Raw genomic sequence first — 19,769 nt, forward strand, 5'->3', positions numbered from 1 at the left:
CGGCCTGCCGCCGGCAATCCATTTACTCCGTTTTTGAGATAGATCCATCAATCTTTCTTATGCGTTGCGTCCCCGGCTGATGGATCCCAAACCCAAGGGAAAACCCCGCCAGACAAGGCCCGGACGGCCGAAAACTACTCGCTACAATCGCGTCCTCAAACCCGCACAGCTGCATTCCTGGCGGGTTTTTTGCTACATGGCAGTCGGGCCCACAAGGCTGTACCGATTTCGGTGCCAAAGCGGTGGGTACGTCACAAACGAAGGACTTCTCTTATGGACATTTTGCTGCAGCAGATCATCAACGGTCTGGTTCTCGGCAGCATGTACGCCTTGATAGCCTTGGGCTACACCATGGTGTACGGCATTATTCAGCTGATCAATTTTGCCCATGGCGAAGTGCTCATGGTCGGCGCTCTCACCAGTTGGAGCTGTATCGGACTCATGCAGGAGGCCATGCCGGGAGCACCGGGCTGGCTCATTCTGCTGCTGGCCACCATCATTGCCTGCGTGGTGGCCGCCGCGCTCAATTTCACGATCGAGAAGGTGGCCTACAAACCGCTGCGCAGCAGCCCGCGTCTGGCGCCGCTGATCACGGCCATCGGCATGTCGATCCTGCTGCAGACGCTGGCCATGATCATCTGGAAGCCCAATTACAAGTCCTATCCCACTTTGCTGCCGGCCACGCCGTTCCAGGTGGGCGGGGCCGTCATCACCTCCACCCAGATCCTGATTCTGGGCGTGACCGTGGTGGCCCTGGCTGCGCTGATGTACCTGGTGAACTACACCAAATTAGGCCGTGCCATGCGCGCCACGGCAGAAAACCCCCGTGTGGCTTCGCTCATGGGCGTGAAGCCTGACATGGTGATCTCGGCCACCTTCATCATCGGTGCCGTTCTGGCGGCCATCGCCGGCATCATGTATGCATCCAACTACGGCACGGCGCAGCACACCATGGGTTTCCTGCCGGGACTCAAGGCCTTCACGGCGGCGGTGTTCGGCGGCATCGGCAACCTGGCCGGTGCCGTGGTGGGCGGCATCCTGCTGGGCCTGATCGAGGCCATCGGCTCGGGCTACATCGGCGCGCTCACGGGCGGCCTGCTGGGCAGCCACTACACCGACATCTTTGCGTTCATCGTGCTCATCATCATCCTGACGCTGCGCCCCTCGGGCCTGCTGGGTGAACGCGTGGCCGACCGCGCCTGAGGACCTATTGCCATGAAGAACACCAAAACCAACTGGATCATCGGCGCCGTGGCGCTGCTGGTGCTGCCACTGATCCTGCAATCCTTCGGCAACGCCTGGGTGCGCATTGCCGACCTGGCCCTGCTGTATGTGCTGCTGGCGCTGGGCCTGAACATCGTGGTGGGCTACGCCGGCCTGCTCGACCTGGGCTATGTGGCGTTCTACGCCGTGGGTGCCTACCTGTTTGCCCTGATGGCGTCGCCGCACCTGGCAGACAATTTCGCGGCGTTTGCCGCCATGTTCCCGAACGGGTTGCACACCTCGCTGTGGCTGGTGATACCGCTGGCGGCGCTGGTGGCGGCGTTCTTCGGCGCCTTGCTCGGGGCGCCCACGCTCAAGCTGCGCGGCGATTACCTGGCCATCGTGACCCTGGGCTTCGGTGAAATCATCCGCATCTTCCTGAACAACCTGGACCATCCCGTCAACCTGACCAACGGCCCCAAGGGCATGGGCCAGATCGACTCGGTCAAGATCTTCGGACTGGATCTGGGCAAGCGGCTCGAATTGTTCGGCTTTGACATCAACTCCGTCACGCTCTACTACTACCTGTTCCTGGTACTGGTGGTCGTCAGCGTGGTGATTTGCTACCGCCTGCAGGACTCGCGCATCGGTCGTGCCTGGATGGCGATCCGCGAAGACGAAATTGCCGCCAAGGCCATGGGCATCAACACCCGCAACATGAAGCTGCTCGCCTTTGGCATGGGCGCCTCGTTTGGTGGTGTGGCGGGTTCCATGTTCGGAGCCTTCCAGGGCTTCGTGTCGCCCGAGTCGTTCAGCCTGATGGAGTCGGTCATGATCGTCGCCATGGTGGTGCTGGGCGGTATTGGCCACATCCCCGGCGTGATCCTGGGCGCCGTGCTGCTGTCGGCCCTGCCCGAGGTCCTGCGCTACGTGGCCGGCCCGCTGCAGGCCATGACCGACGGCCGCATCGACTCCGCCATCCTGCGCCAGCTGCTGATTGCCCTGGCCATGATCATCATCATGCTGCTGCGCCCCCGCGGCCTGTGGCCAACGCCCGAGCACGGCAAGAGCCTGACGCAAAAGACCTGAAGCACTCCACCGAAAGTTCGCAATGACAGAGAAATCCAATGATGTGGTGCTGAAGGTCGCCGGCATTTCCAAGCGTTTCGGCGGCCTGCAGGCCCTGTCCGACGTGGGCATCACCATCCAGCGCGGCCAGGTCTATGGCCTGATCGGCCCCAACGGCGCGGGCAAGACCACGTTCTTCAACGTGATCACCGGCCTGTACACGCCCGACAGCGGCAGCTTCGAGCTGGCCGGCAAGCCCTACGAGCCCACGGCCGTGCACGAAGTGGCCAAGGCGGGCATCGCCCGCACCTTCCAGAACATCCGCCTGTTCGCCGAGATGACGGCCCTGGAGAACGTGATGGTAGGCCGCCACATCCGCACCAGGTCCGGCCTGCTGGGCGCCGTGCTGCGCACCAAGGGCTTCAAGGCGGAAGAGGCGGCCATCGCCAAGCGCGCACAGGAGCTGCTCGACTACGTGGGCATTGGCAAGTTCGCCGACTACAAGGCGCGCACGCTCTCGTATGGCGACCAGCGCCGCCTGGAGATTGCCCGTGCGCTTGCCACCGACCCGCAGCTGATTGCGCTCGATGAGCCCGCCGCCGGCATGAATGCCACCGAGAAGGTGCAGCTGCGCGAGCTGATCGACCGCATCCGCAACGACAACCGCACCATCCTGCTCATCGAGCACGATGTGAAGCTGGTGATGGGCCTGTGCGACCGCGTGACGGTGCTCGACTACGGCAAGCAGATCGCCGAAGGCAACCCTGCCGAAGTGCAGAAGAACGAAAAAGTGATTGAGGCCTATCTGGGCACCGGAGGACACTGAGAATGGCCGAAAAATCCAACAAGGTACTGCTGCAGGTCAAGGGCCTGAAGGTGGCCTACGGCGGTATCCAGGCCGTCAAGGGCGTGGACTTCGAAGTGCGTGAGGGCGAGCTGGTGTCGTTGATCGGCTCCAACGGCGCCGGCAAGACCACCACCATGAAGGCCATTACCGGCACGTTGCCCATCAACGATGGCGACATCGAATACCTGGGCGAGAGCATCAGGGGCAAGGGCGCCTGGGACCTGGTGAAGAAGGGCCTGGTCATGGTGCCGGAAGGCCGCGGCGTGTTTGCGCGCATGACCATCACCGAAAACCTGCAGATGGGCGCCTACATCCGCAACGACAAGGCGGGCATCGCGGCCGATATCGAGAAGATGTTCTCCATCTTCCCGCGCCTGCGTGAGCGCAAGGACCAGCTGGCCGGCACCATGAGCGGTGGTGAGCAGCAGATGCTGGCCATGGGCCGGGCGCTGATGAGCCAGCCCAAGGTGCTGCTGCTCGACGAGCCCTCCATGGGCCTGTCGCCCATCATGGTGGACAAGATCTTCGAGGTGGTGCGCGACGTGTACGCCCTGGGAGTGACCATCTTGCTGGTGGAGCAGAACGCCAGCCGGGCCCTCGCCATTGCCGACCGTGGCTACGTCATGGAGTCGGGCCTCATCACCATGACCGGCCCCGGCCAGGAACTGCTGAGCGACCCGCGCGTGCGCGCCGCCTATCTGGGCGAGTGAGCGTGGTGCCTGCGGGTGCAGGCGTTATTCCAAAGGCACTGCACTGGCTGCAGTGCCTTTTTTGTTGATCCTGTGCCGGGTGTGGAATATTCCACGATGGATAGCTCGTGGCGTTTATCCGGCAAGGGATAAAACCATATCTGGCTTGTGTTTTCGTGTTGGCTGCTCTGTGGCATGGTGTCCATGAACTCTCTGCAATCGCTTCCCGTCAGCCTGCAAACCATCGTGTTGCTGGTGGCCAGCAACGTCTTCATGACCTTTGCCTGGTATGGCCACCTGAAGAACCTGGCGACATCGCCCTGGTACGTGGCTGCGCTGGTCAGCTGGGGCATTGCGCTGTTCGAGTACCTGCTGCAGGTGCCTGCCAACCGCATTGGCTACACCCAGTTCAATGTGGGGCAGCTCAAGATCCTGCAAGAGGTCATCACGCTGTCGGTGTTTGTGCCGTTTGCGGTGTTCTATCTCGACCAGCCCCTCAAGTGGGACTACCTTTGGGCAGGTCTGTGCATGGTCGGCGCGGTGTATTTCATCTTCCGCAGCGGGTGATTGGGGGCGCTTCGCGCCGCTTGGGTGCGAGGTGGGCGCCCGGCGAGAAGCGGCGGGCGGTTAAACTTCGCGGGTTTTCAAAGTCACAAATAGGTCACTCGCCTGTCATGAACAGGCGGTATATGACCATTTTTTATTCCGATTCCGCACCAGGAGCTCCCCCTCATGCTGTTTGGCAAGCTGTTGCCGCGCGAAGGCAATTTTTTCGAGATGTTCAACCAGCATGCGGATCGCATCGTCGAGGCCGCCAGGGCCTTTTCGCAACTGGTGGCCAACTACAGCGATCTGCACCTGCGCGACAAGTACAACGAGGATGTGGACAACGCCGAGCGTGCCGCCGACCGCGTTACCCAGGACGTCAATCGCCTGATCCACAAGACCTTCATCACGCCCATTGACCGTGAGCAGATTCACACGCTCATCAACACCATGGACGACGTGGCCGATCTGATCCAGGACTCGGCCGAGACCATGGCGCTGTATGACGTGCACCACATGACCGAGGAAATCACGCGCCTCACCGACCTCAGCGTGAAATGCTGCGAACGCCTGCGCGATGCGGTCAAGCTGCTTGGCACGATTGCCGACCCGGCCGTGGCCGAAGCCGCCCTCAAGACCTGCGAAGAGATCGACCGGCTCGAAAGCGATGCCGATCGCGTGATGCGCAGCGCCATGAGCAAGCTGTTCCGTGAAGAGCCGGATGTGCGCGAGGTGATCAAGCTCAAGGCCATCTACGAGCTGCTGGAGACCATCACCGACAAGTGCGAGGACGTGGCCAATTGCATCGAGGGCATCGTCCTCGAAAACTCCTGATCCGCAGGGCCCATCACCATGCAAACCGTACAGACGGCCCTGTGGGTTGTGGTCTTGCTCGTGGCGCTGGCCATCCTGTTCGACTTCATGAACGGGTTCCATGACGCCGCCAATTCGATTGCCACGGTGGTCTCCACCGGTGTGCTCAAGCCGGCCCAGGCCGTGCTGTTTGCCGCGTTTTTCAACGTGGTGGCCATTTTTGTCTTCCACCTGAGCGTGGCGGCCACGGTGGGCAAGGGCATCGTCCAGCCGGGTGTGGTCGATACCCATGTAGTGTTCGGCGCGCTGGTGGGCGCCATCACCTGGAACGTGGTCACTTGGTATTACGGCATTCCCAGCAGTTCGTCGCATGCGCTGATCGGCGGTATCGTGGGCGCGGTCATTGCCAAGGCGGGGGCGGGCTCGCTGGTGTCCGCAGGCATCCTCAAGACGGTGGCCTTCATTTTTGTGTCGCCGCTGCTGGGGTTTCTGCTCGGCTCGGCGATGATGGTGCTGGTGGCGTGGTTGTTCCGGCGCACCCGTCCCAATAAAGTGGACAAGTGGTTCCGTCGCCTGCAGCTGGTGTCCGCCGGCGCCTACAGCCTGGGGCATGGCGGCAATGACGCGCAAAAGACCATCGGTATCATCTGGCTGCTGCTGATCGCCACCGGCTATGCGTCGGCTGCGGATGCCTCTCCGCCCACCTGGACCATCGTGAGCTGTTACCTGGCCATCGGCCTCGGGACCATGTTCGGCGGCTGGCGCATCGTGAAAACGATGGGGCAGAAAATCACCAAGCTCAAGCCCGTGGGCGGTTTCTGTGCCGAAACCGGCGGGGCCTTGACCCTGTTCCTGGCGACCGCGCTGGGGATTCCGGTGTCCACCACTCACACCATCACCGGGGCGATTGTCGGCGTGGGCTCCACGCAGCGCGCCAGCGCGGTGCGCTGGGGTGTGGCGGGCAACATCATCTGGGCCTGGGTGTTGACCATTCCGGCCAGTGCGTTCGTTGCTGCCATGGCTTACTGGGTCAGCCTGCAGTTGTACTGAGGTCGCAAACGCTATTAAAAAAGAGCTGCCAGCGCTTCCCAATCAGGCGCTGGCAGCTCTTTTTGCTTGAAATCGGTGCTTACTGCGAGATCTTGCGTGCTTCCTCGATCTGGTACTCGAAATAGCGCTGAAAGCTGAAGGCCAGGCTGGCCATCAGCACGGTGGTGCCTATCATCAGCGCCAGTCCGATGGCAAAAATGGTGGCCCAGCGGGTGCGGCCGGCAGGCGCATCCGGCGCGGCCGCCGCATTGAAGCGGGCATTCCATTTCTCGGGGGGCGTCAGGCCATACAGAATGGCCTGGAGTGCGCAGCCTGCAATGGTGAATCCGAGCAGCGGTATCAGTATCCAGCTGGTGTGATCGTCCTGCCCCAGCGCCTGCACGCGCTGGATGCCGTACAGGCCCAGGGCGGTGGGAATGGGCAGCAGCCAGCCGAGCATGTCGGAGAGGCCATGCAGATAGAAGCGGTGCAGGCCCAGGGGCCCGCCTACGAAGGCGAGCCAGGCCGCCACGGTTTTGTTTTTCATGCCCCAATTATTCAGGCGAAGTGGTGTCACCGGCACCCAGGGCTTTTTCCATGAGCACGATGTCGCGCCAGGCACCGAACTTCCAGCCCACCGAGCGCATGGTGCCCACATCGGTAAACCCCAGCGCCCGGTGCACCCCAATGGAGCCGGCGTTGGCCGAGTCGCCGATCACCGCCAGCAGCTTGCGCACGCCGGCGGCCTCGGCCTGCATCGCCAGTGCGGCCAGCAGCTTGCGCCCCACGCCCATGCCGCGCGCGCTGTCGGCCACGTAAATGGAGTCTTCGGCCGAGAAACGGTAGGCCGGGCGTGGTTTGAACCAGTTGGCGTAGGCGAAGCCCAGCACCTGGCCCTCTTTCTCGGCCACCAGCCAGGGCAGGCCCTTGGCCAGCACGTCGGCGCGGCGGCCTGCCATGTCGGCTTCGGAGGGGGGATCGATCTCGAACGTGCCTGTGCCGTGCAGCACATGGTGCTGGTAAATGGCGGTGATGGCGGGAATATCGCGGTCTGTGCTGGGGCGGATGGTGGACATGGGAACAAATAGATATAATCGCGGGCTTTGCAGCGTGTCGCTGGCCGGGTGGCCATGTCGCGTGTCTCAAGCGTTGCGAATATGGTTGCGAACACTGTGGCTCCGGGCAAATGTTGCCGGAGTTCACCACCCGAAGGATAAATCATGGTCGTCATTCGACTCTCCCGCGGCGGCTCCAAGGGCCGTCCTTTCTTCAACATCGTCGTTGCCGACAAGCGCGTGCGCCGTGATGGCCGCTTCATCGAGCGCATCGGCTTCTACAACCCCACCGCCAAGGAAACCGAAGAAGGTCTGCGCATCGTGCAAGACCGCCTGACCTACTGGCAGAGCGTGGGCGCCCAGTCCTCGCCCACGGTGGACCGCCTGATCAAGCAAGCCGCCAAGAAGGCTGCTTAAAGCTCCCCGAAAAGGGCGGGTTCCGTGGGCTTGCCCGGCGGAACCCGCCCTTTTCTTTTTGCACGAGACACACCATGGCTGCACCCCTGTCGCTCGAATCCGCCGTACTCCCTGCCGATGCCGTCGAGGTCGGGCGCATTGCCGATGCCTGGGGCGTCAAGGGCTGGTTCAAGGTGGTGTCGCACAGCACCACGCCCGAGGCGCTGTTTGCCGCCAAGCACTGGTATCTGCAGCCGTCCGAGCGCGGTGCCAAGACGTTTTCTGGCACGGTGCTGTTGCCGATCCGCCAGGCCAAGGACCATTCCGACACGGTGGTGGCCTGGGCGCAGGGCATCGATGACCGCGATGCCGCAGAGGCCTTGCGGGGTGCGCGCATCTTCGTGCCGCGGTCGAGCTTTCCCGTCACCACGCAGGACGAGTATTACTGGGTTGACTTGATCGGCCTTCAGGTCCTCAACCGTGAAGGCGTGGCGCTGGGGCAGGTGCAGGAGCTGATGTCCACCGGCCCGCAGACCGTGCTGGTGCTGGCCTACGAGCAGGACGGCAAGGCCCGGGAGCGCATGATTCCCTTCGTGTCGGCGTTTGTCGACAAGGTGGATCTGCCCGAAAAGCGCATCACGGTCGACTGGCAGCCTGACTACTGACCGGCCTGCGCTCTGGCACGCCGCGCACCATGCGCTTTGACATCATCACCTTGTTCCCCGAGCTGTTTGCGCCTTTCCTGGTGAGCGGCGTGACCCGCCGCGCCTATGCCAGCGGACAGGTCGCAGTGCATCTGTGGAACCCGCGCGACCATGCCGAGGGCAACTACCGGCGAGTGGACGACCGCCCGTTTGGCGGCGGCCCGGGCATGGTGATGCTGGCCGAGCCGCTGGCGCGGTGCCTTGCAGCCATCCGGGCGGAGCGTGGCGAGCCGCAAGACGGCCAGGCGCCGCTGGTGCTTTTTTCGCCCATCGGCGAATCGCTCAACCATGCCGCGGTGGAGCGCTGGTCTGCCAGCGCTGGCGCTGTGTTGCTGTGCGGGCGTTATGAAGGGATCGACCAGCGCTTCGTCGACGCCCATGTCGATCTGCAGATGAGTTTGGGTGACTTCGTGCTCTCGGGCGGTGAAATTGCGGCCATGGCCTTGCTCGATGCCGTGGCGCGGCTGCAGCCAGGGGTGCTCCATGACGAGGGCAGCCACCAGCTCGACAGTTTCAACCCGGCGCTCGACGGCCTGCTCGATTGCCCCCACTACACCCGCCCCGACGAATGGCAGGGTCGCCCGGTGCCCGCGCCGCTGATGTCCGGGCACCACGCGCAGATTGAGCGCTGGCGCCGTGATCAGCGCCTGGCCACCACGGCAAAGCACCGTCCCGACCTGATCGATGTCGCACGCAAGGCAGGGCGCCTGGCGCCCGCCGATGAGGCGGTCTTGGCCAAGCTGGGTTGAATTGCTATAATCAAAGGCTTTTCGATCCTCTGGCCGGCCGTTTTGCCCAGTGGCTTTGCTTGCAAAGCCTGCCGCGAAACCCTGAATCGTCAATCCCGACGCTGCCATTTTTGGCGCGGACAAGATCGTTGGATACCCAAATGAACCTGATCCAGACCCTGGAAGCGGAAGAAATCGCCCGCTTGAACAAGACCATTCCCGTGTTCGCCCCTGGCGACACGGTCATCGTGAGCGTGAACGTGGTCGAAGGCACGCGCAAGCGCGTGCAGGCCTACGAAGGCGTGGTGATTGCCAAGCGCAATCGCGGCCTGAACAGCGGCTTCACCGTGCGCAAGATCTCCAGCGGCGAAGGCGTGGAGCGTACGTTCCAGACCTACAGCCCGCTGATCGCCGGCATTGAAGTCAAGCGCCGTGGCGACGTGCGCCGCGCCAAGCTGTACTACCTGCGTGAACGCAGCGGCAAGTCGGCACGTATCAAGGAAAAGCTGCCTTCGCGCGCCAAGGTGGCTGCACCCGTCGCCGCATAAGGCACAGGCCATCCCTGACCGGAGCCGCTACAGCATCGCCTGTAGCGGCTTTTTGTTTTTTGCGGCCCCCTTGGGTCTGCGTTCCAGGCTTGTCGTGAATCCCTCATCCGCCCCTGTTCCATCGGCCAACCCGGCGTCGCTTTCGGCGCTGCCTGATTTCGACCCGCGTGCCGTCCCGGTGGTGGGCGTGGATGGGCACCTGCCCGCAGTGCCGGTGCAGGCGCAGACGCCGCAGGCCCTGCGGGCGCGTTTTGCCCACCCGCCTGTATGGACGCCCGAGGTGGTGCTGGAAAAGAAGTTCATGCATCGCGAGCCGGCCCACGCGTCCGTGCTGGTGCCCATCGTGCTGCGCGAACAGCCCATGGTGCTGCTGACGGAGCGCACGGCCCATCTTTCCACCCATTCGGGCCAGGTGGCCTTTCCGGGTGGGCGGGCAGATCCAGAAGATGTCTCCACGTCCGACACGGCTTTGCGCGAGGCCGAGGAAGAGGTCGGGCTGGCGCGGCGCTTTGTCGAGGTGCTGGGCGTGCTGCCCACCTATGTCACCGGCTCCTCATTCATCATCACGCCGGTGGTGGCGCTGGTGCAACCGGACTGCGTGCTGCATCCCAACCCCTACGAGGTGGCGGATGTGTTCGAGGTGCCGCTGGCGTTCCTGCTCAATCCTGCCCATCACCAGCGCCATGTTTTCGAGTGGCAAGGCGTGCACCGGGAATGGTTCTCCATGCCTTACCAGGATGGCACCAAAAACCGGTTTATCTGGGGCGCTACTGCCGGCATGCTGCGCAATTTCTATCGATTCATGCAGGCGTGATGGAGGGGCCGGCGCCCGCATGATCCAAAGGCGCGCAGCCCCAGTATCATTGCCCTCCATGAGTTTCTTTGCCATCCTGTTCGCTCTGCTGATCGAGCAGGCCCGCCCTCTGGCCCGCACCAACCCCATCCACGCGGGACTGCGCGCGTGGGCTCTGTCGGTCAGCCGCAATTTCGACGCGGGCAAGCCTCACCACGGCTGGGTGGCCTGGAGCCTGGCCGTGCTGGTGCCGGCGCTGGTCACACTGGCTGTCCACTGGTTGCTGCTGCTGGGGTTGGGCTGGCCGTTTGCGGTGGTGTGGAGTGTGGCGGTGCTGTATGTCACGCTGGGCTTTCGCCAGTTCAGCCACCATTTCACCGGCATCCGCGATGCGCTGGAGGAGGGCGATGAAGACCGGGCGCGCGAGCGCCTGGCCGACTGGCAGCAGGTGGATGTCGGCGCGCTCCCGCGCAGCGAGATCGTGCGCCATGTGATCGAATATTCGGTACTGTCGGCGCACCGCCATGTGTTCGGCGTGCTGGCGTGGTTTTCCGTGCTGGCAGCGCTGGGTCTGGGGCCCACGGGTGCGGTGCTGTACCGGCTGGCAGAATTTGTCTCGCGCTATTGGCAGTACAAGGAACGTACTGGCGTCCAGCCCGCCAGCGCGGCATTGCAGCAAGCCTCGGCCCAGGCCTGGACCCTGGTGGACTGGTTGCCCGTGCGCATGACGGCCTTGAGCTTTGCGGTGGTGGGCAGTTTTGAGGAGGCCATCGAGGGTTGGCGTTTTCATGCGCAGCGCTTTCCCAGTGACAACGACGGCGTGGTGCTGGCCGCCACCGCAGGCGCCATCAATGTGCAGCTGGGCGGCGAGGCCCTGCCTGCCCGCGCCGATCCGAAGACACCCCAGGGACTGGAAATCGAGGCCGACATGGGCGACAGCGACAGCACCCCCGGTCGCGAGCCGGAGGTGGTGCATCTGCGCAGCGTGGTGGGCCTGGTCTGGCGCTCGGTGGTGGTGTGGATGCTGCTGCTGGCGCTGCTGACCCTGGCGCGCTTGCTGGGCTGATGGCCGTCCCCTGGCCAGGTGGCCGAGGTGTGGGGTGTGATTCAGTAGCGCGTGTGGCTCAATTCGGCGAATAAATCGCTATAAATCTTATAGCGATTTGCGCTGATTCCCTCTGCGCTGGCATTCTTTTCGAGTGCTGTAATCACGCCGCAACCCGGTTCGTGCAGATGGCTGCAGTTGTAGAACTTGCAGTCGGTGGCGTGGACGGCGATGTCGGGCATGCAGGATGCGAGTTGCATGGGAGCGATGTGCTGCAGGCCGAACTCCTGAAAACCCGGCGAATCAATTAGGGCGGTGGTGCGGGCGCTGTCCACCCAGTACCAGTTGGTGCTGGTGGTGGTGTGCTTGCCCGAGTTCAGTGCCTGTGAAATCTCGCCTGTCAGCACGCTGGCGCCCGGCACCAGCAGGTTGATCAGCGTGCTCTTGCCTGACCCCGAGGGACCCAGCACCAGCGTGGTCTTGCCCTGCAGGTGTTGCATGAGCAAGGCGCGGTCCACGTCGCCCGACATCGACAACGACAGCGGCAGCACGCCATAGTGGTGCCCGCCCCCCATGTGGCGGTAAGGCAGCAGGCGCTCCCAGGCGCGGGCAAAGGGCTCCACCAGATCGCTCTTGTTGAGCGCGATCAGGGGCTTGATGCCAGCTGCTTCTGCGGCGATCAATGCGCGGGCCAACTGGCTTTCCGAGAACACCGGTTCGGCTGCGATCAGGATCAGGATCTGGTCGAGATTGGCGGCGAAGGACTTGGTGCGGATCTCGTCCTGGCGGTAGAACAGGTTGCGCCGCTCCAGCACCTTTTCGATGGTGCCTTCCTCGCCCTGGCCCTGTGGAGGGGCTTGCCACAGCACCCGGTCGCCCACCACGGCCTGGTTCTTCTTGCCCCGCGGATGGCAGATGCGGCGCTGCCCATCGGCGGTTTCCACCATGCAGTGGCGCCCGTGGCCGGCCACCACAAAACCTTCCATCAGGGCGCTGCGTTCAGTCATGCGGACGATTGGCAGGGTTCATGCCAGCAGGGCGTCGAATCGGGCTGCGCAATCGAAGTCGGTGGCGGAGATGCCCTGCACGTCGTGGGTGTTGAGGCGCACCACACAACGGTTGTAGTGCACCGACAGATCGGGGTGGTGGTCTTGCGCGTTGGCCACGAAGGCCACGGCATTCACGAACGAGATGGTCTCGTAGTAGTTGGCGAAATGAAAGGTCTTTTCGATGGCCACCTGGGCGCCATCGCCGCTCAGGGACCAGCCCTCGATCTTGGCCAGATTGGCCACAATTTCTGTGGCTGTCAGCGCACGGCGGGTAAGCGCTGACCAGTCTTTTTTCTTTAACATCGATGTCATGGTCGGGCAGGTGAGGGCATGCGGGCCAGCCGCTCGGAAGCGGGCGGATGCGAGTAGTAGAACTTCACATACACCGGGTCGGGGGTGAGTGTGGAGGCGTTGTCTTCGTAAAGTTTGAGCAGCGCCGAAGAAAGATCGGCACCGCTGGCCTGGGATGCCGCATACGCGTCGGCTTCAAATTCGTGGCGGCGCGACAACTGGGCAAACAGGGGCGCAATGAACAGCGTGAAAACAGGCACCGCCAGCAGGAACAGCAGCAGGGCCAGCGCATCGTTGGGCGCGGCAGCCACGGACAGGTCCAGCGAGATATTGGGGCGCACGCCCAGCCCGGTATAAAACCACACCTGGGTGGACAGCCAGCCGAGCAGGGCAAAACCGACCAGGCTCAGGGCAAACAGGCTCGCCACGCGCTGGAGGATATGGCGGTGCTTGAAGTGCCCGAGCTCATGGGCCAGCACGGCTTCGACTTCGCCCGGGGAGAGCTGGCGCAGCAGGGTGTCATAGAAAACGACGCGCTTGGCGGCGCCAAAGCCGGTGAAATAGGCATTGGCATGGGCGCTGCGGCGGCTGCCATCCATGACGAACAGCCCTTTGGCCGCAAAGCCGCAACGTTGCATCAGCGCCGTGACGCGGGCCTTGAGCGATTCATCTTCGAGCGGCTGGAACTTGTTGAACAGCGGCGCGATGAAGGTGGGGTACAGCACCATCAGCAGCAGGTTCAAGCCCATCCACAGGCCCCAGGCCCACAGCCACCACAAGGGCCCGGCAGCGCCCATCAGCCACAGGATCAGCGCTGCAATGGGCAGACCGATGAGGGTGCCCACGAGGGCCGATTTGGCCAGATCGGCCAGCCACAGGGCCAGCGTCATCTTGTTGAAGCCGAAACGCTGCTCGATCACGAAGGTCTGGTACAGCGTTACCGGCAGGTCGATGGCGGCACTGATGACCACGAAGGCCCCCAGCAGGGCCAGTTGCTGCACCATGCCGCCACCCAGGGCGCCCAGCAGCGCCTGGTTCAGGGCGTCCAGGCCGCCCAGCAGCGTCCAGCCCAGCAAGACAGCGGCGCCGAGCGCCATCTCCAGCAGGCCAAAACGTGCCTTGGTGATGGTGTAGTCGGCGGCCTTCTGGTGGGCGGCCAGCGCAATGCGCGTGGCAAAGGCCTCGGGCACGCTGGACCGGTGCTCGGCCACATGGCGAATCTGGCGGGAGGCTAGCCAGAATTTGAGCAGCAGGCCAGCGCAGACGATCGCAGCAAAGGCGAATGTGAGTGCGGTGGAGGGCGAAAAAGCGTCGGGCGTGGGCATGAGGGGGCGAGTTTAGGCCATCAGCGACAATGCGCGCCATGTCTGAAGCCAACAACCCCGTACCCCCCGTGCTTTCCAAATCGGACCAGAACCTGGTCTGGCTGGACTGCGAAATGACCGGCCTGGAGCCCGATACCGACCGCTTGCTGGAGATTGCCGTGATCGTGACCGGCCCCCAGCTGGAGCCCCGCATCGAAGGCCCGGTGCTGGCCATTCACCAGGCGGATGAACTGCTGAACAGGATGGATGCCTGGAACAAGGGCACGCATGGCCGTAGCGGCCTGATCGACAAGGTGAAGGCCTCTACGGTGACCGAGGCCGAGGCCGAGCAGCAGATCCTGGATTTCCTGGCCCGTTACGTGCCCAAGGGCACGGTGCCCATGTGCGGCAACAGCATCGGCCAGGACCGGCGCTTTCTGGTGCGCTACATGCCAAAGCTGGAGCGCTTCTTTCACTACCGCAATGTGGACGTGAGCACCCTCAAGGAACTGGCCAGGCGCTGGAAGCCCGAGGCCTACAGCAGCTTCAAGAAGGCGCAAAAGCACACCGCGCTGGCCGATGTGCACGAGAGCATCGACGAACTGGCGCACTATCGCAAGAACCTGCTGTCCGTCTGACGACGGCCGGGCGCCGCATTGCCGGGCGAGTGACAGTTTGATGGCCCGGCATGCGGGTGCAATTCAAAGAGGGCTTGCGGGGAAACCCTTAACTGTGCGACAATCGCTGGCTGCGCAGGAAACTGTACGCAGATTGTGCATCTCCCCTCACACACCGGGCTTGCCAGCCGGCTGTCTCAGACAGCGCAGGACTGGCGAACAACGCCCACCCGCATGCCGCCCAGAGCGCATGCAGGTTTCGTTTGATGGTTGATGTTTTTTAACCATTGACGAAGCCATCGCGGGTTACGCCTGCGAACGTCTTCGTGAGAGAAAAATTCATGACCGACACCTCTTTGGTGCAGGGCGATTTCGCGCCTGCCGATACTTCTATTGCTGCCGATATTGCCGTGCAGCCTACCCTTGAATCTTCTGTGGAATCCACCAGCGAGGCTGTCACTGCCGAGCCCAATGGTTTCATCGAGTTGGGACTGGCGCCTGAACTGGTGCAAGCTGTGGCCGATCTGGGCTACACCCAGCCTACCAGCGTGCAGCGCAAGGCCATTCCTCTGGCCATGGGTGGTGGCAACGACGCCACCAAGTTCATCGACCTGATGGTCTCCAGCCAGACCGGTTCCGGCAAGACCGCTGCTTTCCTGCTGCCCGTGCTGAACACGCTGATCCAGCAACAGGCCGAGGCCGAAGCCGAAGAACGCGCCGCCTTCGAGCGTGCTGTGGCCGAAGCCGCTGCCCGGGGCGAGCCCGCTCCCAAGCGCGCCAAGCGCAAGGACCCCACCAACTCGCGCAATTTCAAGGCCGCCACCCCTGGCGCCCTGATCCTGTGCCCCACGCGTGAACTGGCGCAGCAGGTCGCGCACGACGCCATCGACCTCGTCAAGCACTGCCGCGGCCTGCGCGTGGCCAACGTGGTGGGTGGCATGCCTTACCAGCTGCAGATCGCCAAGCTGCAGAACGCCAACCTCGTGGTCGCCACCCCCGGCCGCCTGCTGGACCTGCAGCGCTCGATGCAGATCAAGCTCGACAAGGTGCAGTTCCTGGTGGTTGACGAAGCTGACCGCATGCTCGACCTGGGCTTCTCGGACGACCTGGCCGAACTGAACCAGCTGACCAGCCAGCGCAAGCAGACCATGATGTTCAGTGCCACCTTTGCACCCCGCATCCAGCAACTGGCCATGCGCGTGATGCACGACGGCGGCTCGTCCGTGCAGAAGGTGACCATCGATTCTCCGCAAGAGAAGCACGCCAACATCAAGCAGGTGCTGTACTGGGCCGACAACGCCCAGCACAAGCGCAAGCTGCTGGACCACTGGTTGCGCGACACCACCATCAACCAGGCCATCGTGTTTGCCAGCACCCAGGTGGAGTGCGACGGCCTGGCCAATGACTTGCAGCAAGAAGGCTTCTCGGCCGTGGCACTGCACGGCGCCCTGAGCCAGGGCTTGCGCAACCGCCGCTTGATGGCGCTGCGCGCTGGCCAGGTGCAGATCCTGGTGGCCACCGATGTGGCGGCCCGCGGCATCGACGTGCCCACCATCACCCACGTGTTCAACTTCGGCCTGCCCATGAAGGCCGAGGATTACACCCACCGCATTGGCCGCACGGGCCGTGCCGGTCGCGATGGCCTGGCGATCACCTTTGCCGAGTTCCGCGACCGCCGCAAGATCTTCGACATCGAAAGCTACAGCCGCCAGCAGTTCAAGTCGGACGTCATTGCCGGCATGGAGCCTTCGCAGCGCTCGCCCCAGGCGCCACGCGGTGGCGATTTCGGTGGTGGCCGTGGCGCCCCGGGCCGTTCTTACGACAACCGTGACAACCCGTCGCGTGGCCGCTTTGGCGGTCCCGCACGCGGTGGCAATGACCGTGGCGGTTTCGGGGGTGGCTTTGGCGGCGGTTTCGCTGGCCGTGGCAGCGACAACCGTGGTGCTTCCGCTCCCCGGGATGGCTACCAGGGTGGCAACGGCGGCTATGCCGGCCGTGATGACCGTGGCGGCTTCGGCGCCCCCCGTCGCGACAGCGAGGGCTACGGCCGCAAGCCCGGCTTTGGCGATGCGGGCCGTGGTGGCTTTGCCCCCCGTGGCGACGCCGGCGCACCCCGCGGTGATTTCGCTCCCCGCAAGCCTGCTTTCTCCAAGCCAGCCGGCGCTGGTGGTGGCAAGCCTTTTGCTCCCCATGATGCCCGCAAGCGCCCTGCGCGCCCTGCACGCTGATTTGGCTGCCCAGACGCCCTGACAAGCGTTCAAAAGGGCTGGCTCCGCAAGGAGTCAGCCCTTTTTTGTTCGCCATCGGTGGCGGTGGTCCGGCCGATGCGCGCCATGAACGCATCGGTCGTGCGCAGCAACTGGGCTATTTCATCGATCCCATTTCATCGATCTGTGTCGAGCCCGGTTGGGTGCGTCATCTGTGTCGTGGGTCGTTCAAGGGGGCGGGATATTCCGGTCGATTGTGGAAGGGCAGCTGGCAGTGGAGCATGCCAGTGCCGTCAACCATGCCCGGGGGTGCTGCGTCCAATCTCGGGCCAGCGATGGTGCACGCAGATCCAGGCCAGCATGCCGACGCCCATCATCATCAGCGACGCCACAGCCAGCCATACCGTGGAGTGCATCACCAATGGGGCCACCACGCCGGCCACCACGCCATTGGCGGCAGAGCCCACAAATGCTTGCAAGGACGATGCCATGCCACGTCGGTGCGGGTACAGATCCAGTACCAGCAGGGTGACCACCGGCACCATCAGTGCCCAGCCAAAAGCGAACAGGGCGACGGGTAGGAGTGCCCAGCTCGCATGCGCTGCAAAAACGGTATTCGCGACCACATTGGCAACCGCAACCACGCACATGATCGCGAAGCCATGCCGTATCTGCCGCTTGGGCGCAATGCGTCCTGCCAGCCGACCGCTCAGCCATGCGCCGCCCATGATGCCGCAGATGGTCAGGCCAAAGAACCAGAAAAACTGGGTAGGTGCCAGCCCCAGGTGGCCGCTCAGAAAGGCGGGGGCCGACAGCACATACAAAAACATGCCATTGAATGGCACACCGCTGGCGAGGGCCAGCAGGAGAAAACGCATGCTCGAACCCAGTTCCCAGTATCCCCGCAGGAGGTGCGGTATGTTGAAGGGCTGGCGCTGGTCCGCTTGCAGGGTTTCGGGCAGGAAGCGCAGGTTGGCGATCCAGAGCGCCACACCCACCAATGTCAGGAACCAGAAGATGCTGTGCCAGCCCAGATGCACAAACAGCCAGCCGCCAACGATCGGGGCAATGGCTGGCGCGACACCGAAGTAGATGGTGACCTGGCTCATGACCTTCTGCGCCTGGGCGGGCGGAAACATGTCGCGAATGACAGCGCGCGACACCACGATGCCGGCGCCGGTAGACAGGCCCTGCAGCGCGCGGAAGACCACCAGTTGTCCAATGGTCTGAGAAAGCGCGCAGCCGGCCGATGCCAGCGTGAACATCGCAATACCGGTCAATACGACAGGTCTGCGGCCAAAGCTATCCGCCAGCGCGCCATGAAACAGATTCATGAAGGCAAAGCCGAACAGATAGGCAGACAGCGTCTGCTGCATCTCCACCGGCGTGGCTCCCAGGGCAGAAGCAATGCCCGAGAACGCGGGAAGGTAGGTATCGATCGAAAAGGGTCCGAGCATGCCCAGCACAGCCAGCAGCACGGCCAGCGCCCATTGGGGTGCAGGCCATAGCAGGCGGGCTTGTGGGTTCATGGAGTGGTGGAGTCAATGGATCGAGAGGGGGCCGGAAACGACGGGGGCGTCATGATCGGTGCCGGGCCGGTCCATTATCAACGAGCGATTTCACCTGGGGGTGGCGCAGCAGCTGGGTCGATCCATGGGGCAGGTGCCGGCGCATCGCGTGCCGATGCAGTCGGCCTGGCAGGCCCGGTAAATAAAAAAGCCCCGCCATCTTGAAGAAGGCGGGGCTTTCCAGTTTGGTGGGTCCTGAGTGACTCGAACACTCGACCTACGGATTAAGAGTCCGCTGCTCTACCAACTGAGCTAAGAACCCAAACTATTTAATCTTTCAGCGTTGCTGCTGAGCCTCGAATTATGCACCATTTTTTCTCGTGCTGACAAGGCATCACGAAAAAATTATTGCATGGCGTTGCGACTCGCCAGCTCCACAAACAGGCCGCTGTGGTCCAGCTGGCCCAGTCCGTGCTCGATGCCGTCCTTGTACAGCGCCTCGAACAGTGTGGTGATGGGGGCGTCGAAACCGATTTCACGGGCGGTGATCAGGGCGTTGTCCAGATCCTTGAGTTGCACCGTCATGCGCCCGCGTGGTGCAAAGTCGCGGTCCACCATGCGCTGGCCGTGCAGCTGAAGAATCCGGCTGTCGGCAAAGCCGCCGCCGATGGCTTCCCGCACCTTGGCCATGTCGGCACCGCCCTTGGCGGCAAACAGCAGTGCTTCTGCCACCGCGCCAATGGTGATGCCCACGATCATCTGGTTGGCCAGCTTGGCCAACTGGCCGGCGCCGTGGGGCCCCACATGGGTGGCGCGGCCAAAAATGGCGAAGAGGGGCTGTGCGCGCGCAAAATCCTGCGCCCGGCCGCCGGCCATGATGGCCAGCGTGCCGTTTTCGGCGCCCACCGTGCCGCCGGACACTGGTGCATCGAGATGGGCCAGCCCCAGTTCATCGAGGCGGGCCGCGTGGTCGCGGGCTTCCCGGGGTTGTATTGATGCCATGTCGATGAACAGGGCGCCCGCACGCATGGCCCGTGCCGTGCCCATTTCGAACAGCACCTGGTCCACTGCGGGGCCGTTTTCCAGCAGGCTGATGATGAAGTCGGCGCTGCGGACTGCATCCACAGGGGTGTCATGCACCGTGGCGCCCGCGGATGCCAGCGGATCGGCCTTGGCGCGGGTGCGGTTCCAGGCGTGCACCTGGTGGCCCGCCGCGCACAGGCGCCGAGCCATGGGCAGACCCATCATGCCAATGCCGAGAACAGCAATGCGAAGCGGTGTGGTGGTCATGGGCGCATCCTTGGCAGCTACTTTTATGCCGCCATCATG

Annotated in this window: 22 protein-coding genes and 1 tRNA gene; 15 read left to right on the forward strand and 8 right to left on the reverse strand. The window is 63.5% G+C overall.

The genetic code is table 11. The annotated features are described in order from the left end of the window. Nucleotides 1-273: 273 nt before the first annotated feature. The 7 genes from K225_RS0107690 (at nucleotide 274) to K225_RS0107720 (ending at nucleotide 6,216) form a co-directional block, all read left to right on the forward strand. Nucleotides 274-1,203, forward strand: a complete 930-nt coding sequence (locus tag K225_RS0107690; protein WP_026435861.1) for a branched-chain amino acid ABC transporter permease — start codon at nucleotides 274-276, stop codon at nucleotides 1,201-1,203. 12 nt (nucleotides 1,204-1,215) lie between these two features. Next, a complete protein-coding gene (locus K225_RS0107695) occupies nucleotides 1,216-2,292 on the forward strand; it encodes an ABC transporter ATP-binding protein (RefSeq protein ID WP_026435862.1) in 1,077 nt (358 codons plus the stop codon). A gap of 22 nt (nucleotides 2,293-2,314) precedes the next feature. Then, nucleotides 2,315-3,097, forward strand: coding sequence for an ABC transporter ATP-binding protein (locus K225_RS0107700; protein ID WP_026435863.1), 783 nt, complete (start codon nucleotides 2,315-2,317; stop codon nucleotides 3,095-3,097). A gap of 2 nt (nucleotides 3,098-3,099) precedes the next feature. After that, on the forward strand, nucleotides 3,100-3,828 hold the full coding sequence (locus K225_RS0107705; protein WP_026435864.1) for an ABC transporter ATP-binding protein: 729 nt from the start codon (nucleotides 3,100-3,102) through the stop codon (nucleotides 3,826-3,828). Nucleotides 3,829-4,011: 183 nt separating this feature from the next. Further along, nucleotides 4,012-4,374, forward strand: a complete 363-nt coding sequence (locus tag K225_RS0107710; RefSeq protein ID WP_026435865.1) for a DMT family protein — start codon at nucleotides 4,012-4,014, stop codon at nucleotides 4,372-4,374. Nucleotides 4,375-4,539: 165 nt separating this feature from the next. Further along, a complete protein-coding gene (locus tag K225_RS0107715) occupies nucleotides 4,540-5,187 on the forward strand; it encodes a DUF47 domain-containing protein (protein ID WP_026435866.1) in 648 nt (215 codons plus the stop codon). An 18-nt stretch (nucleotides 5,188-5,205) separates the two neighbouring features. Further along, a complete protein-coding gene (locus K225_RS0107720; RefSeq protein ID WP_026435867.1) occupies nucleotides 5,206-6,216 on the forward strand; it encodes an inorganic phosphate transporter in 1,011 nt (336 codons plus the stop codon). A gap of 79 nt (nucleotides 6,217-6,295) precedes the next feature. Here K225_RS0107720 and K225_RS0107725 read toward each other — a convergent pair whose 3' ends face one another. Then, nucleotides 6,296-6,742: a hypothetical protein gene (locus tag K225_RS0107725; protein ID WP_026435868.1), complete on the reverse strand. Its 447-nt coding sequence runs from the start codon at nucleotides 6,740-6,742 to the stop codon at nucleotides 6,296-6,298. Between the two features lie 7 nt (nucleotides 6,743-6,749). Beyond that, nucleotides 6,750-7,271, reverse strand: coding sequence for a GNAT family N-acetyltransferase (locus K225_RS0107730; RefSeq protein ID WP_026435869.1), 522 nt, complete (start codon nucleotides 7,269-7,271; stop codon nucleotides 6,750-6,752). Between the two features lie 144 nt (nucleotides 7,272-7,415). On the opposite strand from K225_RS0107730, the gene rpsP reads away from it, so the two are divergent. The 6 genes from rpsP (at nucleotide 7,416) to K225_RS0107760 (ending at nucleotide 11,485) form a co-directional block, all read left to right on the forward strand. Continuing rightward, on the forward strand, nucleotides 7,416-7,667 hold the full coding sequence (rpsP, locus tag K225_RS0107735) for a 30S ribosomal protein S16 (protein WP_010463504.1): 252 nt from the start codon (nucleotides 7,416-7,418) through the stop codon (nucleotides 7,665-7,667). A gap of 74 nt (nucleotides 7,668-7,741) precedes the next feature. Next, nucleotides 7,742-8,311 (forward strand): ribosome maturation factor RimM, encoded by a 570-nt coding sequence (gene rimM, locus K225_RS0107740; protein ID WP_026435870.1) that lies wholly within the window; start codon nucleotides 7,742-7,744, stop codon nucleotides 8,309-8,311. A 29-nt stretch (nucleotides 8,312-8,340) separates the two neighbouring features. Continuing rightward, nucleotides 8,341-9,099, forward strand: coding sequence for a tRNA (guanosine(37)-N1)-methyltransferase TrmD (trmD, locus tag K225_RS0107745; protein WP_026435871.1), 759 nt, complete (start codon nucleotides 8,341-8,343; stop codon nucleotides 9,097-9,099). A gap of 140 nt (nucleotides 9,100-9,239) precedes the next feature. Further along, nucleotides 9,240-9,626 (forward strand): 50S ribosomal protein L19, encoded by a 387-nt coding sequence (gene rplS, locus K225_RS0107750; RefSeq protein ID WP_026435872.1) that lies wholly within the window; start codon nucleotides 9,240-9,242, stop codon nucleotides 9,624-9,626. Nucleotides 9,627-9,720: 94 nt separating this feature from the next. Beyond that, entirely contained in the window at nucleotides 9,721-10,440 is a 720-nt protein-coding gene (locus K225_RS0107755) for a CoA pyrophosphatase (RefSeq protein ID WP_026435873.1), read from the forward strand. A gap of 58 nt (nucleotides 10,441-10,498) precedes the next feature. After that, the gene (locus K225_RS0107760) at nucleotides 10,499-11,485 is read left to right on the forward strand and encodes a CobD/CbiB family protein (RefSeq protein ID WP_026435874.1); all 987 of its coding nucleotides are present in this window, start codon (nucleotides 10,499-10,501) and stop codon (nucleotides 11,483-11,485) included. A 41-nt stretch (nucleotides 11,486-11,526) separates the two neighbouring features. On the opposite strand, the gene rsgA is transcribed toward K225_RS0107760, so the two are convergent. The 3 genes from rsgA to K225_RS0107775 are packed head-to-tail and all read right to left on the reverse strand — an operon-like array spanning nucleotide 11,527 to nucleotide 14,129. After that, complete coding sequence (gene rsgA, locus K225_RS0107765) at nucleotides 11,527-12,471, reverse strand: ribosome small subunit-dependent GTPase A (RefSeq protein ID WP_026435875.1); 945 nt, start codon at nucleotides 12,469-12,471, stop codon at nucleotides 11,527-11,529. An 18-nt stretch (nucleotides 12,472-12,489) separates the two neighbouring features. Beyond that, entirely contained in the window at nucleotides 12,490-12,825 is a 336-nt protein-coding gene (locus K225_RS0107770) for a 4a-hydroxytetrahydrobiopterin dehydratase (RefSeq protein WP_026435876.1), read from the reverse strand. After that, a complete protein-coding gene (locus K225_RS0107775; protein WP_026435877.1) occupies nucleotides 12,822-14,129 on the reverse strand; it encodes a M48 family metallopeptidase in 1,308 nt (435 codons plus the stop codon). The genes K225_RS0107770 and K225_RS0107775 overlap by 4 nt, the downstream gene beginning before the upstream one ends. Nucleotides 14,130-14,167: 38 nt before the next feature. Between K225_RS0107775 and orn the strand changes: the two genes are divergently transcribed. Continuing rightward, on the forward strand, nucleotides 14,168-14,746 hold the full coding sequence (gene orn, locus K225_RS0107780; protein WP_026435878.1) for an oligoribonuclease: 579 nt from the start codon (nucleotides 14,168-14,170) through the stop codon (nucleotides 14,744-14,746). 320 nt (nucleotides 14,747-15,066) lie between these two features. Next, entirely contained in the window at nucleotides 15,067-16,953 is a 1,887-nt protein-coding gene (locus tag K225_RS0107785; RefSeq protein ID WP_026435879.1) for a DEAD/DEAH box helicase, read from the forward strand. A 272-nt stretch (nucleotides 16,954-17,225) separates the two neighbouring features. Here the strand turns inward: K225_RS0107785 and K225_RS0107790 are convergent, their stop codons facing one another. The 3 genes from K225_RS0107790 to K225_RS0107800 form a co-directional block, all read right to left on the reverse strand. Further along, the gene (locus K225_RS0107790; protein ID WP_026435880.1) at nucleotides 17,226-18,461 is read right to left on the reverse strand and encodes a multidrug effflux MFS transporter; all 1,236 of its coding nucleotides are present in this window, start codon (nucleotides 18,459-18,461) and stop codon (nucleotides 17,226-17,228) included. A gap of 225 nt (nucleotides 18,462-18,686) precedes the next feature. Further along, nucleotides 18,687-18,762, reverse strand: a tRNA-Lys gene (locus K225_RS0107795). An 83-nt stretch (nucleotides 18,763-18,845) separates the two neighbouring features. Further along, nucleotides 18,846-19,730 (reverse strand): NAD(P)-dependent oxidoreductase, encoded by an 885-nt coding sequence (locus K225_RS0107800; protein ID WP_026435881.1) that lies wholly within the window; start codon nucleotides 19,728-19,730, stop codon nucleotides 18,846-18,848. Between the last annotated feature and the right edge of the window lie 39 nt (nucleotides 19,731-19,769).

The sequence above is a fragment of the Acidovorax sp. JHL-9 genome, from assembly GCF_000426205.1.
GTDB lineage: Bacteria > Pseudomonadota > Gammaproteobacteria > Burkholderiales > Burkholderiaceae_C > Acidovorax > Acidovorax soli.

Coding starts and splice junctions, on each gene's coding strand:
- K225_RS0107690 (WP_026435861.1), top strand. CDS start 274: ATGGACATTTTGCTGCAGCAGATCATCAACGGTCTGGTTCTCGGCAGC.
- K225_RS0107695 (WP_026435862.1), top strand. CDS start 1,216: ATGAAGAACACCAAAACCAACTGGATCATCGGCGCCGTGGCGCTGCTG.
- K225_RS0107700 (WP_026435863.1), top strand. CDS start 2,315: ATGACAGAGAAATCCAATGATGTGGTGCTGAAGGTCGCCGGCATTTCC.
- K225_RS0107705 (WP_026435864.1), top strand. CDS start 3,100: ATGGCCGAAAAATCCAACAAGGTACTGCTGCAGGTCAAGGGCCTGAAG.
- K225_RS0107710 (WP_026435865.1), top strand. CDS start 4,012: ATGAACTCTCTGCAATCGCTTCCCGTCAGCCTGCAAACCATCGTGTTG.
- K225_RS0107715 (WP_026435866.1), top strand. CDS start 4,540: ATGCTGTTTGGCAAGCTGTTGCCGCGCGAAGGCAATTTTTTCGAGATG.
- K225_RS0107720 (WP_026435867.1), top strand. CDS start 5,206: ATGCAAACCGTACAGACGGCCCTGTGGGTTGTGGTCTTGCTCGTGGCG.
- K225_RS0107725 (WP_026435868.1), bottom strand. CDS start 6,742: ATGAAAAACAAAACCGTGGCGGCCTGGCTCGCCTTCGTAGGCGGGCCC.
- K225_RS0107730 (WP_026435869.1), bottom strand. CDS start 7,271: ATGTCCACCATCCGCCCCAGCACAGACCGCGATATTCCCGCCATCACC.
- rpsP (WP_010463504.1), top strand. CDS start 7,416: ATGGTCGTCATTCGACTCTCCCGCGGCGGCTCCAAGGGCCGTCCTTTC.
- rimM (WP_026435870.1), top strand. CDS start 7,742: ATGGCTGCACCCCTGTCGCTCGAATCCGCCGTACTCCCTGCCGATGCC.
- trmD (WP_026435871.1), top strand. CDS start 8,341: ATGCGCTTTGACATCATCACCTTGTTCCCCGAGCTGTTTGCGCCTTTC.
- rplS (WP_026435872.1), top strand. CDS start 9,240: ATGAACCTGATCCAGACCCTGGAAGCGGAAGAAATCGCCCGCTTGAAC.
- K225_RS0107760 (WP_026435874.1), top strand. CDS start 10,499: ATGAGTTTCTTTGCCATCCTGTTCGCTCTGCTGATCGAGCAGGCCCGC.
- rsgA (WP_026435875.1), bottom strand. CDS start 12,471: ATGACTGAACGCAGCGCCCTGATGGAAGGTTTTGTGGTGGCCGGCCAC.
- K225_RS0107770 (WP_026435876.1), bottom strand. CDS start 12,825: ATGACATCGATGTTAAAGAAAAAAGACTGGTCAGCGCTTACCCGCCGT.
- K225_RS0107775 (WP_026435877.1), bottom strand. CDS start 14,129: ATGCCCACGCCCGACGCTTTTTCGCCCTCCACCGCACTCACATTCGCC.
- orn (WP_026435878.1), top strand. CDS start 14,168: ATGTCTGAAGCCAACAACCCCGTACCCCCCGTGCTTTCCAAATCGGAC.
- K225_RS0107785 (WP_026435879.1), top strand. CDS start 15,067: ATGACCGACACCTCTTTGGTGCAGGGCGATTTCGCGCCTGCCGATACT.
- K225_RS0107790 (WP_026435880.1), bottom strand. CDS start 18,461: ATGAACCCACAAGCCCGCCTGCTATGGCCTGCACCCCAATGGGCGCTG.
- K225_RS0107800 (WP_026435881.1), bottom strand. CDS start 19,730: ATGACCACCACACCGCTTCGCATTGCTGTTCTCGGCATTGGCATGATG.